At 60.9% G+C, this 15,405-nt stretch carries 17 protein-coding genes and 1 pseudogene; 4 read left to right on the forward strand and 14 right to left on the reverse strand.

The features are described from left to right. Nucleotides 1-114: 114 nt before the first annotated feature. The 3 genes from BK670_RS27540 to BK670_RS27550 form a co-directional block, all read right to left on the reverse strand. A complete protein-coding gene (locus BK670_RS27540) occupies nucleotides 115-747 on the reverse strand; it encodes a LysE family transporter (protein WP_095049367.1) in 633 nt (210 codons plus the stop codon). A 151-nt stretch (nucleotides 748-898) separates the two neighbouring features. Beyond that, nucleotides 899-1,480, reverse strand: coding sequence for a mechanosensitive ion channel family protein (locus tag BK670_RS27545; RefSeq protein ID WP_123454533.1), 582 nt, complete (start codon nucleotides 1,478-1,480; stop codon nucleotides 899-901). After that, nucleotides 1,480-3,390 (reverse strand): ATP-binding cassette domain-containing protein, encoded by a 1,911-nt coding sequence (locus tag BK670_RS27550; RefSeq protein ID WP_123454535.1) that lies wholly within the window; start codon nucleotides 3,388-3,390, stop codon nucleotides 1,480-1,482. The genes BK670_RS27545 and BK670_RS27550 overlap by 1 nt, the downstream gene beginning before the upstream one ends. Before the next feature lie 50 nt (nucleotides 3,391-3,440). Here BK670_RS27550 and BK670_RS27555 point away from each other — a divergent pair, with 50 nt between their 5' ends. Next, nucleotides 3,441-3,902: a TIGR02444 family protein gene (locus BK670_RS27555; RefSeq protein WP_123454537.1), complete on the forward strand. Its 462-nt coding sequence runs from the start codon at nucleotides 3,441-3,443 to the stop codon at nucleotides 3,900-3,902. Here the strand turns inward: BK670_RS27555 and BK670_RS27560 are convergent. Next, the gene (locus tag BK670_RS27560) at nucleotides 3,899-5,035 is read right to left on the reverse strand and encodes an AlgP family protein (RefSeq protein WP_123454539.1); all 1,137 of its coding nucleotides are present in this window, start codon (nucleotides 5,033-5,035) and stop codon (nucleotides 3,899-3,901) included. The genes BK670_RS27555 and BK670_RS27560 overlap by 4 nt on opposite strands. A gap of 192 nt (nucleotides 5,036-5,227) precedes the next feature. Here BK670_RS27560 and BK670_RS27565 point away from each other — a divergent pair, with 192 nt between their 5' ends. Next, nucleotides 5,228-5,893 (forward strand): FKBP-type peptidyl-prolyl cis-trans isomerase, encoded by a 666-nt coding sequence (locus BK670_RS27565; protein ID WP_123454541.1) that lies wholly within the window; start codon nucleotides 5,228-5,230, stop codon nucleotides 5,891-5,893. A gap of 58 nt (nucleotides 5,894-5,951) precedes the next feature. On the opposite strand, the gene rsd is transcribed toward BK670_RS27565, so the two are convergent. The 8 genes and pseudogenes from rsd to BK670_RS30380 form a co-directional block, all read right to left on the reverse strand. Continuing rightward, nucleotides 5,952-6,410, reverse strand: a complete 459-nt coding sequence (gene rsd / locus BK670_RS27570; protein ID WP_123454543.1) for a sigma D regulator — start codon at nucleotides 6,408-6,410, stop codon at nucleotides 5,952-5,954. Between the two features lie 183 nt (nucleotides 6,411-6,593). Then, nucleotides 6,594-7,145, reverse strand: coding sequence for a disulfide bond formation protein B (locus tag BK670_RS27575; RefSeq protein ID WP_123454545.1), 552 nt, complete (start codon nucleotides 7,143-7,145; stop codon nucleotides 6,594-6,596). A gap of 218 nt (nucleotides 7,146-7,363) precedes the next feature. Continuing rightward, a complete protein-coding gene (locus tag BK670_RS27580) occupies nucleotides 7,364-8,602 on the reverse strand; it encodes a heme biosynthesis protein HemY (RefSeq protein ID WP_123454548.1) in 1,239 nt (412 codons plus the stop codon). Then, complete coding sequence (locus BK670_RS27585; protein WP_123454550.1) at nucleotides 8,599-9,741, reverse strand: uroporphyrinogen-III C-methyltransferase; 1,143 nt, start codon at nucleotides 9,739-9,741, stop codon at nucleotides 8,599-8,601. Before BK670_RS27585 ends, BK670_RS27580 begins: the two co-directional genes overlap by 4 nt. 16 nt (nucleotides 9,742-9,757) lie before the next feature. Then, nucleotides 9,758-10,519 (reverse strand): uroporphyrinogen-III synthase, encoded by a 762-nt coding sequence (locus tag BK670_RS27590; RefSeq protein WP_123454552.1) that lies wholly within the window; start codon nucleotides 10,517-10,519, stop codon nucleotides 9,758-9,760. After that, complete coding sequence (gene hemC / locus BK670_RS27595) at nucleotides 10,516-11,457, reverse strand: hydroxymethylbilane synthase (RefSeq protein WP_123454554.1); 942 nt, start codon at nucleotides 11,455-11,457, stop codon at nucleotides 10,516-10,518. Before hemC ends, BK670_RS27590 begins: the two co-directional genes overlap by 4 nt. A 138-nt stretch (nucleotides 11,458-11,595) precedes the next feature. Beyond that, the gene (locus tag BK670_RS27600; RefSeq protein ID WP_123454556.1) at nucleotides 11,596-12,342 is read right to left on the reverse strand and encodes a LytR/AlgR family response regulator transcription factor; all 747 of its coding nucleotides are present in this window, start codon (nucleotides 12,340-12,342) and stop codon (nucleotides 11,596-11,598) included. Beyond that, nucleotides 12,339-12,479, reverse strand: a pseudogene (locus tag BK670_RS30380) (sensor histidine kinase); the annotation flags it as partial. The gene BK670_RS27600 and the pseudogene BK670_RS30380, both read right to left, overlap by 4 nt. Nucleotides 12,480-12,813: 334 nt before the next feature. On the opposite strand from BK670_RS30380, the gene argH reads away from it, so the two are divergent. After that, nucleotides 12,814-14,208: an argininosuccinate lyase gene (gene argH, locus BK670_RS27610; protein WP_123454558.1), complete on the forward strand. Its 1,395-nt coding sequence runs from the start codon at nucleotides 12,814-12,816 to the stop codon at nucleotides 14,206-14,208. Between the two features lie 88 nt (nucleotides 14,209-14,296). On the opposite strand, the gene BK670_RS27615 is transcribed toward argH, so the two are convergent. Next, entirely contained in the window at nucleotides 14,297-14,956 is a 660-nt protein-coding gene (locus tag BK670_RS27615) for a glutathione S-transferase family protein (RefSeq protein ID WP_123454560.1), read from the reverse strand. Further along, a complete protein-coding gene (locus BK670_RS30035; protein ID WP_259697596.1) occupies nucleotides 14,956-15,081 on the reverse strand; it encodes a hypothetical protein in 126 nt (41 codons plus the stop codon). The genes BK670_RS27615 and BK670_RS30035 overlap by 1 nt, the downstream gene beginning before the upstream one ends. Here BK670_RS30035 and BK670_RS27620 point away from each other — a divergent pair. Continuing rightward, nucleotides 15,080-15,364 (forward strand): hypothetical protein, encoded by a 285-nt coding sequence (locus BK670_RS27620; RefSeq protein ID WP_123454562.1) that lies wholly within the window; start codon nucleotides 15,080-15,082, stop codon nucleotides 15,362-15,364. The two genes, BK670_RS30035 and BK670_RS27620, sit on opposite strands and share 2 nt — an antisense overlap. The last annotated feature ends 41 nt before the right edge of the window (nucleotides 15,365-15,405 follow it).

Consider the following 15,405-nt stretch of genomic DNA (forward strand, 5'->3'; position numbering starts at 1 on the left):
TGCGCAGTCCAACGGGGATAAATCCCCTCGCCACAAAAGCTCGCTTGCCCCGATGTCTCGGTAGAAATAAAAAAGGCGACCTCACGAGGTCGCCTTTTTTATTGCCTGCGAGGTTTACGCCGCCGCTTTACGCAACGTCGCCATAAACGCTGCCGCACCAATGAACAGCCCGGCAAACGTGCGGTTCATACGCTTCTGCTGCTGCGGTGTGCGCAACAGACGCAACACCTTCGACGCCAGGCCGGTGTAGCCCGCCATGACAATCAGGTCGACGAAGATCATCGTCACACCGATCACCACATACTGAATCAGCAAAGGCGCATGCGGGTTGATGAACTGCGGCAGCACCGCGAGCATGAACACCAAAGCCTTGGGGTTGCTGATGTTCACCAGAAAGCCACGAAACACCAGCGCCAGCGGCTTGCCGATCGGCCGCACCGCCGCGTCATCGCTCATGTCCATGGGCAGCGCGCGCCATTGCTTGATAGCCAGATACACAAGGTAAGCGACACCAAACCATTTGATCGCGTGGAAAGCCGTTGCCGAAGCGGTCAGGATTGCGCCAACGCCGGCGCCGACAATCGCGATCTGCACCGCCAGACCGATTTGCAGGCCGAGGGCGTTCCAGTAACCGCGCCAGAAACCGTATTGCAGACCGCTGGACATCGACGCAATGGCGCCAGCCCCCGGGGAAAGACTGATCACCCAGCAGGCGGCAAAAAACGCCAGCCATGTTTGAAGCTCCATCGCACACCTCGCATCTGAATCGTGACAGACGCTCAAGCTAATGCGGATTGGGGCTAAAAGCAAAAGATCGCAGCCTGCGGCAGCTCCTACATTGAATGCGATCCCTGTAGGAGCTGCCGCAGGCTGCGATCTTTTGATCTTGCTTTAAGACTTACTTCTCGAACCCGCTCGAAGGGAATACATCGGTCCCGCGCCAACGTCGCACCGATCGCTGGAAGAACAGACTATTGGGCACTTGCACCATGGCGCTGCCCGTCCCGAGTTCTTCAGCCTCGATCAACGTGGTGTAGAGCAGATTGATCGCCACCACGCGGCCTTTGACGCCCGGCTTGTCAGTGGTGTCGACCAACTCGACCACATCACCCAACCGGAAGGGTCCGACGGTAAAAATCAGAATCGCGCAGAGCAGGTTCGACAGCACGCTCCACATCGCAAAGAACGCCACCGCCGCCACCGCGACGAACCCTGACAGCGCCGTCCACAATACCGTGGCCGAGACACCAAGGCGTTCCAGTACAAAGATCAGCGCACTGCCCATGATCAGCCAGCGCAACACGCCGCGCAGCGGCATCAGCAATTGCGGCGGGAACGGATAGCGCTCGCCCAGACGGGTCAGGCACTTGGCGACGAAGCGCTGCGCGACGTAACCGGCCAGCAGGATCAGCAGAATCTGCACGCCAAACCAGACCGGTTCGACCCACTCCGCCGGCAGCGGCAGCTTGAACGCTTCCATCAGGACAGCGCCTCCAGCTCCGCTTGCATGCTTTCCAGCGTCTCGAGCGCTTCCATCCACGCTTCTTCCAGCTCGGCTTCGCGAACCTTCAACTTGGCCTGCTCGGCGAGCAGATCACGCAACTCGTTCTTGCGCGCTGGCTCGTAGATGTCGCTGTCGCCGAGGCTGGCGTCGACCTTGGCCAGTTTCTCGTGAAGCTTGCCCAGCTCGGCTTCGAGCTTGTCGGCTTCACGCTTGTGCGGGGCCAGTTGCTGACGCAACGCAGCAGCCGCCTGACGCTGGGCCTTTTTGTCGGTCTTGTCCGGATTGACCGGAGTATTACTGACCGGCGCGTTGCGCTGACGGTATTCCACCAGCCAGCGCGCGTAGTCTTCGAGGTCGCCATCAAACTCTTCGACCTTGCCGTCAGCGACCAGGTAGAAGTTGTCGGTAGTGCTCTTGAGCAAGTGCCGATCGTGAGACACCACCAGCACCGCGCCGCTGAATTCCTGCAGCGCCATGGTCAGCGCCAGGCGCATTTCCAGATCGAGGTGGTTGGTCGGTTCGTCGAGCAGCAGCAGGTTCGGCCGCTCCCAGGCAATCAATGCCAGGGCCAGACGCGCCTTTTCACCACCGGAGAAATTCAGTACCGGCTCATCGATGCGCGCACCACGGAAGTCGAAACCACCGAGGAAATCGCGCAGGGTCTGCTCGCGCTCGGTCGGCGCCAGACGCTGCAGGTGCAGCAACGGGCTGGCCTTGGAGTCCAGCGAGTCGAGCTGATGCTGGGCGAAATAACCGACCACGGTGTTCTCGCCACGGGTCAGGCGCCCGGCGATCGGTGACAGCTCGCCGGCGAGGTTCTTGATCAGCGTCGATTTACCCGCACCGTTCGGGCCGAGCAGGCCGATTCGCGCACCCGGGGTCAGTTGCAGCTTGACCTTTTCCAGGATGATTTTGTCACCGTAACCGAGACGCGCATCCGACAGATCGATCAGCGGACTGGATATCTTGGTCGACTCGCGAAAGACGAAGTCGAACGGCGAATCGACGTGGGCCGCGGACAGCTCTTCCATCCGCTCCAGCGCCTTGATCCGGCTCTGCGCCTGACGGGCCTTGGTCGCCTGGGCCTTGAAACGGGCGATGTAGCTTTCCATGTGCGCACGTTGCGCCTGCTGCTTCTCGTAGGCCTGTTGCTGCTGGGCCAGACGCTCGGCACGGGCGCGTTCGAACGCGGTATAGCCGCCGCGATACAGGGTGATTTTGCGCTGATCGACATGCGCCACGTGATCGACGACTTCATCGAGGAAATCACGGTCGTGGGAAATCAGCAGCAAGGTGCCCGGGTAGCTTTTCAGCCACTCTTCAAGCCAGATGATCGCGTCGAGGTCCAAGTGGTTGGTCGGTTCGTCGAGCAACAACAGGTCCGACGGGCACATCAATGCCTGCGCCAGATTCAGACGCATCCGCCAGCCACCGGAGAAATCTCCTACCTGGCGATCCATCTGCTCATTAGTGAAGCCGAGACCGGCCAGCAATTTGCGCGCTCGCGCATCGGCGGTGTAACCATCGGCGCTGTCGAGTTCGGCGTGCAGACGGGCCAGCGCGACGCCGTCGTGAGCCGCTTCGGCCACGGCGAGGTCACGTTGCACCTCGCGCAGACGCAGGTCGCCGTCGAGCACATAGTCGACCGCCAGGCGTTCGAGAGTGTCGACCTCCTGGCGCATGTGCGCGATGCGCCAGTCGGCCGGCAGCAGGCAGTCGCCCGAATCCGGGTGCAACTCGCCACGCAGCAGGGCAAACAGGCTGGATTTGCCGGCGCCGTTGGCACCGATGAGGCCGGCTTTGTGGCCGGCGTGCAGGGTCAGCTCGGCGTCTTCTAGCAGACGTTGCGGGCCACGCTGTAAAGTCAGGTTCTGAAGTCGGATCATAATGGCGGCGGAGTCTACCAGCTTCGCTCACAACTGGCGCGAGTAGCACGATGTCCTCTGACCTGTGGAGCTTTTCCCTTGCCACCTACGCCCGCCCGGGCGTGGAAGATGCCTGCCTGCAACTGCAAACGGCGGGCGTCAATGTGTGCCTGCTGCTATGCGGCTTATGGCTGGAGCAGCGCGGGGTGATCTGTGATGAACAACGTGTAAGCCTGCTTCAGACGCTGACCGAGCCTTGGGATACCGAGGTGGTGCAGCCGCTGCGCGCACTACGGCTGCAATGGAAAGCGCGGGCCGTTGAAGATGCGGTGCTGAAAGGCATGCGCGAGCAGATCAAATCACTTGAGCTCGAAGCTGAGCGAGCGTTGCTGTCACGACTGGAGGGTGTTGCGCAGGAGTGGGGGCAAAACGGCGCAGGCTCGAAGACCTGGCTAGAAGGATTGGCCGGCTCGGCGGCCAGCCCGAACCGCGACGCGCTGCAAGTGCTGCGCGTCGCGGCAACCGGCGCTTAGGAAGCGCTGGTCGGGTTGTTGCTGACGCTCGACGCAGCGGCTGGCGATGGCGCAGTCGAAGGGGTCGAGGTGGTACCGGCTGGGGCAGCGGCGGCTGGAGTGGCTGGCGCGGCAGGCTTGGCAGCTGGAGTAGTAGCCGGTTTGGCAGCGGCTGGTTTGGCAGCAACTGGCTTTTTCACGGCGGGTTTTGCAGCTGGTTTGGCGGCCGGTTTGGCAGCAGCAGGCTTGGCAGCCGTGGTTGCTGGTTTAGCAGCGGAGGCCGGTTTCGCGGCTGGTTTGGCTGCCGGTTTGGCGGCGGCTTTCACTGCTGGTTTGGCGGCTGGCTTGGCGGCAGTTTTGGCAGCGGGTTTAGCTGCAGCTGGTTTGGCAGCGGCGGTTTTGGCAGCAGGTTTTGCGGCTGGTTTAGCGGCCGGTTTCGCCACAGCTTTCGCCGCCGGTTTGGCAGCTGCGGTTTTCGCTGGAGCGGCTTTGGTCGCTGCTGGTTTTGCGGCTGGTTTTGCAGCCGGTTTGGCGGCAGCAGTTCTCGCGGCAGGCTTGGCGGCAGCTGGTTTTGCAGCAGTGGTTTTAGCCGCAGGTTTTGCAGCGGTTTTGGCAGCTGGTTTAGCCGCTGCTTTTACCGGTGCCTTGGCCGCAGTTTTTGCAGCAGGTTTAGCCGCTGCAGTTTTCGCCGCTGGCTTGGCGGCAGCCGGTTTGGCAGCTGCTTTCTTCGCCGGCGCCGCTGCTGGTTTGGCGGCACGGGTGGACAGTACTTTGCCCACGGCTTCTTGAACGCGACCCACACCCTGGGCCAGTTTCAGGCTTTCCTGAGCATCGCGCTTGAGTTGCAGAATGTAGCTGCGAGTGTCGGACTGACGATCCTTCAAGGCATCGAGCAGGTCTTCCAGTTCTTTCACGGCGGCCTTGGCTTTGTTCTGCGCCTTGGCTTTACCGGCAGTGGCTGCGTCCTGCAATTTGGTGCGGGATTTGTGCAGTTTTTCTTGTGCCTTGCCGCGTTGCTTTTCCAGTTTGGCGAGCAGTTTTTCAGCATCAGCCAAGGCTTGGGAGCAAGCGTTTTCCAGATGCTCGAGCAGGCTGCCCGAGAGTTGTTGGAGTAAGTGCAACGGAGTATTTACAGGCTTCTTGGTGGCCGACATGGTTTACCTCCTGGCTGACGTGGGTGCGGCTCATACTAGACCTCTGCAGTTACCGCCGCTAGGGCATCTTGACAGTATCGATTGCGTTGCGTTGCACCGAATCAAAAATGTTCTACGCGAAGTCAAAAGCAGTTCACCGTTGCAGAGGTGCGCGCTGGCATAATCCACCGCATCTCAGGACGGAGAGTGCCCATGTCGCGCTACTTTTTTTTAACCCTCTGCATGGTTTTTTCGGCCGCTCACGCTGACGAAAAAACCACCGCGAACGATGCTCACGATCTGGCCTACAGTCTCGGTGCCAGCCTCGGTGAACGACTGCGTCAGGAAGTCCCGCAACTGCAGATCCAGGCGCTGATCGATGGCCTGCAGCAAGCCTATCAGGGCAAGCCGCTGGCACTGAGCGAAGCGCGCATCGAACAGATTCTGGCTGATCACGAAGCGCAAAATGCCGAGCACTCAGCACAACCTTCGAGCGATGCGGCGATGGAAAACGAGCAGCGTTTTCTCACCGCTGAAAAAGCCAAACCGGGTGTTAAGGAACTGGCTGACGGCATCCTGCTCACCGAGCTGACACCAGGCTCTGGCGCCAAGGCCGGCCCCGATGGAAAAGTGCAGGTGCTGTATGTCGGACGGCTGCCGGACGGCACCGTGTTCGACCAGAACAGTCAGCCACAATGGTTCAACCTCGACAGCGTGATTGCCGGCTGGCGCACCGCGTTGCAGAACATGCCGGTAGGTGCGAAATGGCGGCTGGTGATTCCATCGGATCAGGCCTATGGCGCTGACGGTGCCGGCGACTTGATCGCACCGTTTACACCGCTGGTGTTTGAAGTGGAATTGCGTGGCGCGACGAGTTGAGCAGGCAATAAAAAACGGTGCGCTTTGGGGCGCACCGTTTTTTTGATCAGGGTTCGGATCAGGCCTGAACCGGATCCTCTTCCTTGTGTGCCGTATGCAGCACTTCAATCAGGCAGTCCTCAAGTTCGAAGCGCTCGTGCAACAGGCCACCGAGTTCCTTGAACTTCTCGGCGACGCATTTGCCCTCATCGCACAAGTCATTGAACGCGAGCAGCTTCTCGGTGATGACGTCGATGCGCGGATAGAGCGTCTCGGCGAGTTCCAGACCACGCTTGTCGTTGAACGCCTTGGCTTCGCCGGTCAGCTGTTCGTAGATTTCGAAGTGCCCGGCCGACACGTAATCAACCAGCACGCCGCAGAATTCCTGCAAGGGCTTGCGGCTCTCGGACAGCGACTCAGGCTGCGCGCCGAGCTTGTCGTAGGCGCCGATCAGATCTTCACGCTCTTGCAACCAGCGGTCGATCAGCAGATGAACCCCACCCCAACGTTCCTGAGCATTCTGACAACTTTCGAGCATGGCGATCTCTCTTCCCTTGTGGGTCATGCTGCTCTACACCCGCGCCCCTCTTTTGATTTTGGCTTGGGGGACGGCCGGGCAGAGCGTCATCGAGCAACATAAATCCAATGACACGTGCGGGCCAGATTATGCCCGCACGCCTATGGCTTCAAGGTACGCAGGAGATAAAGTTCATACAAGTGTTTAATCCCGCAGCGGCACCGGGTGCGACGCTTCGCCGCTGAGCGGTCGTTGCAGCGCACTCCAGACCAGACGCAACAATTGATATACCGCCAGAATTGCTACCGCGAAAAAGAACAGCAGGCTCCACTCCGGGATGCTCAAGTCAAACAGCGTCCATGAAATTTCCGCACAATCGGCACCGCCGCTAAACATCCTTTGCAGCGCACAGATCCACGGCAGACCACCGAGCAATGTCTCGGGGGCTGGCGAGCAATTGAGCAATTGCAGCAGGGGATCGCTCTGTATCAATACCTGTCGCCAGGCCGCCGTGGTACCTCCCAGGCTCGCGCCCAGTGTCAACAGCCAGTAAAAACATAAACCGACACGCTTGGGGCCATGCACCGCCGCCAGACCACTGGTGGCGCACAGCAGCGTGAGGAAAAGGCGCTGCACCAGGCACAGGCTGCACGGCGTCAGACCGACTGCATATTCAAGATAATAGGAAGCTCCCAGAGCAAAGGCCCCCGCAGTGAAAGCCATGAAGAACAAGGAGCGTGAGCAGGCCAACGACATGGCTTTTCCGTAACAGTAGAGACAGGCGGTTACGGTAGAGGAAAGCGAGTCAGCCTTTCAAGGCAAGGTCCTGCGGACAGTTCACCAGAGGTGTAGGGAAAACCCGACAGGATCAAGAGGAATCGGTGTAGTCCGTTGTAGGAATTTGCCTCAGACACCCGCTGAAGTTGAAATTTCAGCCACAAAAGATAAGCGAGGGAGCGAGCTCCCTCGCCACTTCACGCGTGAGCCGGAACCGGCAACGGCGCGGCCAGCAGGCGCTCATCCAACAGGCCAAGGCCTTCTTGAAACAACCGATTGCTGCGCTCGGTATCGCCCAACTGGGCGAGCAGGCGCGCCAGCTCCGCACAGGCTTCCGGATTGCGCTGCACACGCAGGCTGCTTTCCAGATAATCCCGCGCCTTACCCCACAGACTGGCTTGCAGACACAGTCGGCCGAGGGTCAACAGCAGGCTAGGATCGTGCGGATGATCCTTCAACCAGCCCTCGGCGGTTTGCAACTGACGGGCCGGATCGCTGCCGCGAACCAGACCGTAGAGACGGGCCAGATGGCTGTCGTACTTGCGTTTGAGGGCAGTGCGCAGCACTTCTTCCGCTTCGACCTGAGCGCCCAACTGCCGCAGCTGTTCGGCGTACGCCAGCACCAGCGGTGGCTCCTGACGTTGCGCCGAGGTGAGCTGTTCCCACGCGCGCGTGAGCGACTGTAGACCAACGCTCCCATCCTCTTCACGCTGTGCGGCCAACGAAAGGTTTTCACCCCAGGCGCGGCGCTCGAGTTCGGCCAGTTCGGCGCGCGGCAGGACTTTGTCCTTGCGCAACTCCGGCAGCAAACGAATCACCGCCGACCATTCGCCGCGCTGCTGATACAAGCGCTGCAACTGGCGCAACGTCTGCGCATTGTGTGGGTGGCGATCATGCATAGCCTGCAGGGTCACCAAGGCGCCATCGGTGTCGCCACGGTCAGTCTGCAACTGCGCGTGGCTCAGGGCGATGGCCAGCTCCGCCTGGGGTTGACGTTCAAGGGCGCGCTCCAGCAACCGATCGCACTCTTCGTATAGACCCTGCTCGTTGGCCGCGCGGGCGGCACCGAGGTAATACAGCAACGGCTGGCGCTCGGCTTCAGCCGCTCGAGACAGGTGACGCTGAGCGCTGGCCCAGCGACCTTCGGCCAGATCCAGCTGGCCGTGCTCAATCGCCACCTGCACGCGGCGACTGCGGTTGCGTCGCGACCACGGATTGACCACGCCAGTCGAGGTCATGACCAGTTCGACCAACGCCTTGATACCCCAGATCAGCAGCCACAACACCGCGATCACCGCCAGTGTCGCCCACAGACTCGACTCGTAGCGGAAGCTCTTGTAGGCCACCAGCACGTAACCGGAGTGCTCGGCAATCGCCAGACCCAGCGCTGCTGTCGCAGCGATCACCAGAAACACGATCACATACAGGCGCTTCATGGTGTGCTCTCCTGCGCGGTGTTGGCGGCAGGCTTGGCGAAGGGTTTCACCGATTCTTCGGCGTTGACATTGCGTCGCTCAAGGTAGGCTTGCACCGCACTAAGGGTGCCGGCCAAGTCCGGCGTCGCGACCGTCACCGGTTCCTTGCTCAGCTCGCCAACCTGTTCCAGCATCACTTTGCTTTGCGGATTGTCCGGGTTGAAATTGCCCTTGAGCACATCCCGCGCCTCGGCCAGCGCCTGGGTGTAGACCGGCGCCTGACCGTTGAGGGCTGCCCACTGCGCCTGCTCCAGTGCCAGACTCAGGGCCAGACGTACCTGACTCAGGCTCTGCCCGGCCAGCAGCGGTCGCACATTCTTGTCAGCATTGAAATCGATACGGATGTAGCGCGAGACCTGATCCCACCACTGCGCCCAACGACTGGCGCCGTCACCGTCGGCGCTCAGGCCCAGCAGCGATTCGCCGCGATCCTTGTACTCCGGCGCCAGCTCGGTGAGGTCGATGACTTGATCCCGCAATGCGCCGAGACGCAGGAACAGACCGGTGCGATCCGGTTGCGAAGTACTGCGCAGCGCCACCAGGGTTTTCGCCACTTGCTCGCGGGCAGCGAAGGAGCCGGGATCGTTTTGCTCACGGAGGATTTCGTCAGCGCCCTGCACCAGCGCCTGAGCGCTGCTTATGTCCTGCAACGCCGACAAACGCAGGCTGGCCAGACGCAGCAGGTGCTCGGCCTCGGCCAGACGCCAGTCCTTGCGGCTGGCACCCAGCACAGTTTCCAGACGTTGATTGAGGCGCTGTTGATCGCCCTGAAGCTGCGTCACCAGACGCTGGCGCTCGGCAAGTTCGTCGGCACCCGGCAACTGCGCAAGGCGCTCGGTCAGACGCTGTTCGTTGAGTTTCAGGCTCTGTGCCTGATCATTCAACGCCTGCACCTGACCCGACTGTTGTTGCGTATTGGTCTGCAGATGACGGACCTGCCAGACACCCCAGCCGCCGATAGCGACACCGGCGGCACCGAGCAACAGGGCGACGATGGCCAGTCCATTGCTTCGGCGCGGCTCTGTTGCCGGCGGTGGAGTTTCAACCTGGGGTTCAATCACAGGCTGGACGTCATCTTTTGGCAAGGCTGTTTCGCTCACGTATCCATCCTTTGCATTAGGAAACGGGTTCGGGATACTCCCGCAACGCCGTCAGCAAAGCCGCGGCACTCGCGCCGCGGCAATCCACAACTGTTTGAGCCCCGGCGGCACGTGCCAGCTCGGCGACCCTTGGGCTTGGTACAAACAACGGCAACGACGCGATGGTTGGCCAGGCATCGCTGGCCATTTGGCGCAGGTGCTCGAAACCCTGTCCACTGCTGACCACCAGCCCGTTCAAGCGTTCCGCTTCGATCCGCCGTGGCAGCTCATCCGGGGCATAGGCTGGCAGGTCACGTCGATACAATTCCAGATACTCGACACTAGCACCTAGCTCACGCAAGCGCTCGGCGAGCAGTTCACGCCCACCCTCACCGCGCAGGATCAACACCAGCGCACCGGGCTGGCTGACCGCTTCACGCAGACGCGGTAATTTCAGCAACGCTTCGCTGTCATCGCCGGCGGCCGGGAAGTTCGCATCCAGCCCGTGATCCAGCAGAATCTGCGCAGTCGCAGCACCGACGCTGAACCAAGGCATCGTCAGCGCAGACGAGCCGGCGAGCAGATCCAGCGCAATACGTGCCGCCGGTTTGCTGACCACAATCACTGCGCTGCAACTTGGCAACTGTGTAATCGCCCGACGTATTTTGGCAGAGACCGGCAGCGGGGAAATTTCCAAAAGCGGCAGGCAACTGCTGAAAATCCCCTGCGCGGCCAACGTCTCAGCCAGCGCCGCACAGTCTTCTGCAGGGCGCGTCAGCAGCAGGCGCCAGTCCGTCACTCGTGACCTGCCTCGCCGTAAACCGCTTTGAGAATGTCGTCGGCGCCTTGGCTGAGCAGGTCTTCGGCAACCTTCACGCCCAGTGCTTCGGCGTCCGTGCGTGGCGCACGTGCCTCGGCGCTGAGCAACTTGCCGCCACTCGGCTCACCGACCAGACCACGCAGCCACAACTGCTCGCCTTCGAGCACGGCGTAGCAGGCGATCGGCACTTGGCAGCCGCCATTCAAATGTTTGTTGAGAGCACGCTCGGCGGTGACGCGCGACGAGGTGTCGGCGTGATGCAGCGGTGCGAGCAAAGCGTGGATTTCGGTGTCGGCACTGCGGCATTCGATGCCGACTGCACCTTGGCCACCGGCCGGCAGGCTGTCGTCAACACTGATCGCCGAGGTAATGCGATCTTCGAAGCCGAGGCGGATCAGACCGGCCGCGGCGAGAATGATCGCGTCGTACTCACCGGCATCAAGTTTGGCCAGACGGGTGTTGACGTTGCCGCGCAGGAAACGGATTTCCAGATCCGGGCGGCGAGTCAGCAGCTGTGCCTGACGACGCAGGCTGGAGGTGCCGACGATGGCGCCGGCGGGCAACGCATCAAGGCTTTGATAGGTATTGGAAACGAAAGCATCGCGCGGGTCTTCACGCTCGCAGATGCAGAACAGACCGAGGCCTGCCGGGAAGTCCATCGGCACATCTTTCATCGAGTGGACGGCGATGTCGGCTTCGTTTTCCAGCAACGCAGTTTCCAGTTCCTTGACGAAAAGCCCCTTGCCGCCGATCTTCGACAGTGGTGAGTCGAGCAGCTTGTCGCCACGACTGACCATGGGCACCAGCGTCACCAGCAGGCCCGGATGGGCCGCTTCCAGACGGGCTTTGACGTATTCGGCCTGCCAGAGGGCCAACGCACTTTTACGGGTGGCGATGCGGATTTCGCGAGAGGACATGGATCAATCCGTACTGAATAGATACGGCGGATAATAACAGCTCAGCCAAATCCACTTTGACTTGAATCAGAGTCGGCGCGGCCTCCCTGGCCCGCAATGCCCGGTAAAAAGGAGGTGGAGCTGCCCGGAGTGACCGGATTACAGGCCCTGCATCATCTTGCGCACACCAGCCACATGCCGACGGCTGACAATCAGCGCATCACCATTGAGACCTTTGAGGAACAGCTGGAAATGCCCCAGCGGCGTGCGTTGCAAACGTTCGATGCGGTCGCGGGCGACCAGCGCGTTGCGGTGGATACGCACAAAGCGCTCGCCGAATTCGTCTTCGAGGGCCTTGAGCGGTTCGTCCAGCAGCACTTCACCGGCCTCGTGGCGCAAGGTCACGTATTTGTGGTCGGCGATAAAGTAGACCACCTGATCCAGCGGGATCAGTTCAATGCCTTTGCGGGTGCGGGCGCTGATGTGGCTGCGCGGGCCGGTGCCACTTTCGGCAGCGGGACGGGTCAGGGCCGAGAGTTGCGTCCGATTGGGACGTTCAGCCCGTTTCAGGGCGTCATGCAGATGTTCGGTTCGCACGGGTTTCACCACATAGCCCACGGCGCTGGCCTGTAGGGCTTCCACGGCAAATTCATCGGGGCTGGTGCAAAACACCACGGCCGGCGGCGTTTCGCGTTCACACAGACGAGCAGCAACCTGCAGGCCATCGAGGCCCGGCATGCGAATATCGAGCAACACGATATCCGGCTTGTGGCTGTCGATCAGTGCCAACGCCTCTTCGCCATTCGTGGCGCCGGGCTCCAGAACTGTATAACCCTCGAGCTCGCTCACCATTCGGCTGAGGCGCTCGCGAGCCAGTGGTTCGTCATCAACGATCAGGACATTCATATTGCGCTGGATTCCTGCGTGAGTCTCGCACAAGGATAGCGTAGACAGGTGAAGTGACGTCCGTCACCGCGATCCACGCTAAGACTAGCCCGAGCGCCAAAAAGTGCCGTACGTCGGCCAGCAATATTTGCCAGTGTCCGGATCGTACTGCTCAAAGCCCGCTGTTTCCTGCGTTTTTCACGGGGAATGCCGAAGGACAATTACACCCATCTCCTCTTCTTATAGTCGGTGGCCAGACCTTCGCCCGATCCAAGTCACACCGACCCTTATGTCCAACTGTAGACGCTCGTCGGGCCGATATTGCTCAATCGAAAAATATCGTTGCGCAAAACTCCCCGAACCAACACCGACTATGACGCACACAATGAGAAAAAAACGTATCGACCAGTGTCAGCGACAGGATTGGCAACCCTGTTATTATCCGCGCCAGCGTTTCACGCCTTCTTTCTTCAAGCCGATACGAGCGAATTCATGAGCACTGACAAGACCAATCAGTCCTGGGGCGGCCGCTTCAGTGAACCCGTCGACGCCTTCGTCGCCCGCTTCACCGCCTCCGTCACTTTCGACCAGCGCCTGTATCGCCACGACATCATGGGCTCGATCGCCCACGCCACCATGCTGGCCAAGGTCGGCGTGCTGACCGATGCCGAGCGCGACAGCATCATCGACGGCCTGAAAACCATTCAGGGCGAAATCGAGGCCGGCCAGTTCGACTGGCGCGTCGACCTCGAAGACGTGCACATGAACATCGAAGCACGCCTGACCGATCGCATCGGCGTCACCGGCAAAAAGCTGCACACCGGCCGTAGCCGTAACGACCAGGTCGCCACCGACATCCGCCTGTGGCTGCGTGACGAAATCGACCGGATCCTCGCCGAGATCACCCGCCTGCAAAAAGGCCTGCTGGAGCAAGCCGAGCGTGAAGCGGCGAGCATCATGCCGGGCTTCACCCACCTGCAGACCGCGCAGCCAGTGACCTTCGGGCACCACATGCTGGCCTGGTTCGAAATGCTCAGCCGCGACTACGAGCGTCTGGTCGACTGCCGCAAGCGTACCAACCGCATGCCACTGGGCAGCGCCGCGCTGGCCGGCACCACCTACCCGATCGACCGCGAATACACCGCGCAACTGCTGGGCTTTGATGCCGTGGGCGGCAACTCGCTGGACAACGTCTCCGATCGCGACTTCGCCATCGAATTCTGCTCGGCCGCGAGCATCGCGATGATGCACCTTTCGCGCTTCTCCGAAGAGCTGGTGCTGTGGACCAGCGCGCAGTTCCAGTTCATCGATCTGCCAGACCGCTTCTGCACCGGCAGCTCGATCATGCCGCAAAAGAAAAACCCTGACGTGCCGGAGCTGGTGCGTGGCAAGACCGGCCGTGTGTTCGGCGCACTGATGGGCCTGTTGACCCTGATGAAAGGCCAGCCGCTGGCCTACAACAAGGACAACCAAGAAGACAAAGAGCCGCTGTTCGACGCCGCCGACACCCTGCGCGATTCGTTGCGTGCCTTTGCCGACATGATCCCGGCGATCAAGCCAAAGCACGCGATCATGCGTGAAGCGGCGCTGCGCGGCTTCTCCACCGCGACCGACCTGGCCGACTACCTGGTACGCCGTGGCCTGCCGTTCCGTGACTGCCACGAAATCGTTGGCCACGCCGTGAAGTACGGCGTCGACACCGGCAAGGATCTGGCCGAGATGAGCCTGGAAGAACTGCGTCAGTTCAGCGATCAGATCGAGCAGGACGTGTTCGCCGTGCTGACCCTGGAAGGTTCGGTGAATGCCCGTGACCATATCGGCGGCACTGCGCCGGCGCAGGTCAAGGCTGCTGTGGTGCGTGGTCAGGCGCTGATCGCCAACCGCTAAAAGCCCAAGCAGGCTGGCTCCCACATTGGACTGTATTACTGTGGGAGCCAGCCTGCTGGCGATGGCTGACTTCAGAACGCTACAAAACTCACTTTTTGGCCGCGATCATCGCCAAAAACGCCGGCATCGCCGCCTCCTTGTCCGCCGCAATCTTCTGCACATGCGGATTCTGCTCAAGCCGTTCCAGCAGCGCCTTTGCCTGCGGCATCTCAGCCAGAAAATCAATCCCGAACAGCTTCTGCCCGACCGCACAGGCCAGCGGCACGCTGTAGAGGAAATACAGATCGGCAATGCTCAGGCTGTCGCCCGCCACGTACGGGGCGAATTTGCCGTGCCGGCCCAACGCCGCGAAGCCGAGCAACAGTTCGGTCTTGGTCTTTTCCTTGATTGCATCCGGCAGAGTCATGCCGAAAAACGCTTCGCCATAACAGGCGCGCCCCGGCAGCTCGATGTACAGCTCGATTTCCTTGGCAATCGCCAACACCTGCGCGCGCTCGAACGGATCGCTCGGCAGCAGTGGCGCACCTTTCTGAGTTTGTTCGAGGTACTCGAGGATGATCGCGGTTTCATTGATGAAACCGGCGTCTACGCCGAGCACCGGCACCTTTCCACGCGGGCTGATGGCCAGCGATTCCGCGGTTTGCGCTGGATAGAACGTCACCTCTTCGAACGGCAGGCCCTTTTCCAGCAACGCCAGTTTGACCATGTTGTAGTAGTTGCTGACTGAGAATCCGTAGAGCTTGAGCATCACATAGCCTCCAGGCCGTGCAGGGTGGGCAGTGCCTGTTTATAGATCGCCCAGGCGTTTCCCGCCAGCAGCATCACGCCGCTGAATGCGGGTAAACTGGCGCCTTTCCATGAGGAGCCTGCCATGAGCGAGCCGACAAACATCGACAACGACGAAGAAGAGTTCACCGAGGCTACGTTGATCGAAGCCATCGAGAACCAGATCGAAAGCGACAACCCGCCAGCGGCCAAAGCGACCTTCAACAAGCTGACACTGGTGGGCGTGGAGCGCGAAGAGATCCTCAATCTGATGGCGCACGTGCTGGCCTACGAGATTGACGCGATGCTTGATGAAGACCGCGCATTCAATACCGAATGGTACGAAGCGGCGCTGCGCGCATTGCCGGATCTGCCACCCGAAAAGCAGTAAGCCAAACAGATCCCCCCAGTGGGAGCGAGCCTGCTCGCGAA

Origin of the sequence: Pseudomonas fluorescens, from assembly GCF_003732425.1 — a bacterium.
Lineage (GTDB): Bacteria > Pseudomonadota > Gammaproteobacteria > Pseudomonadales > Pseudomonadaceae > Aquipseudomonas > Aquipseudomonas fluorescens_BE.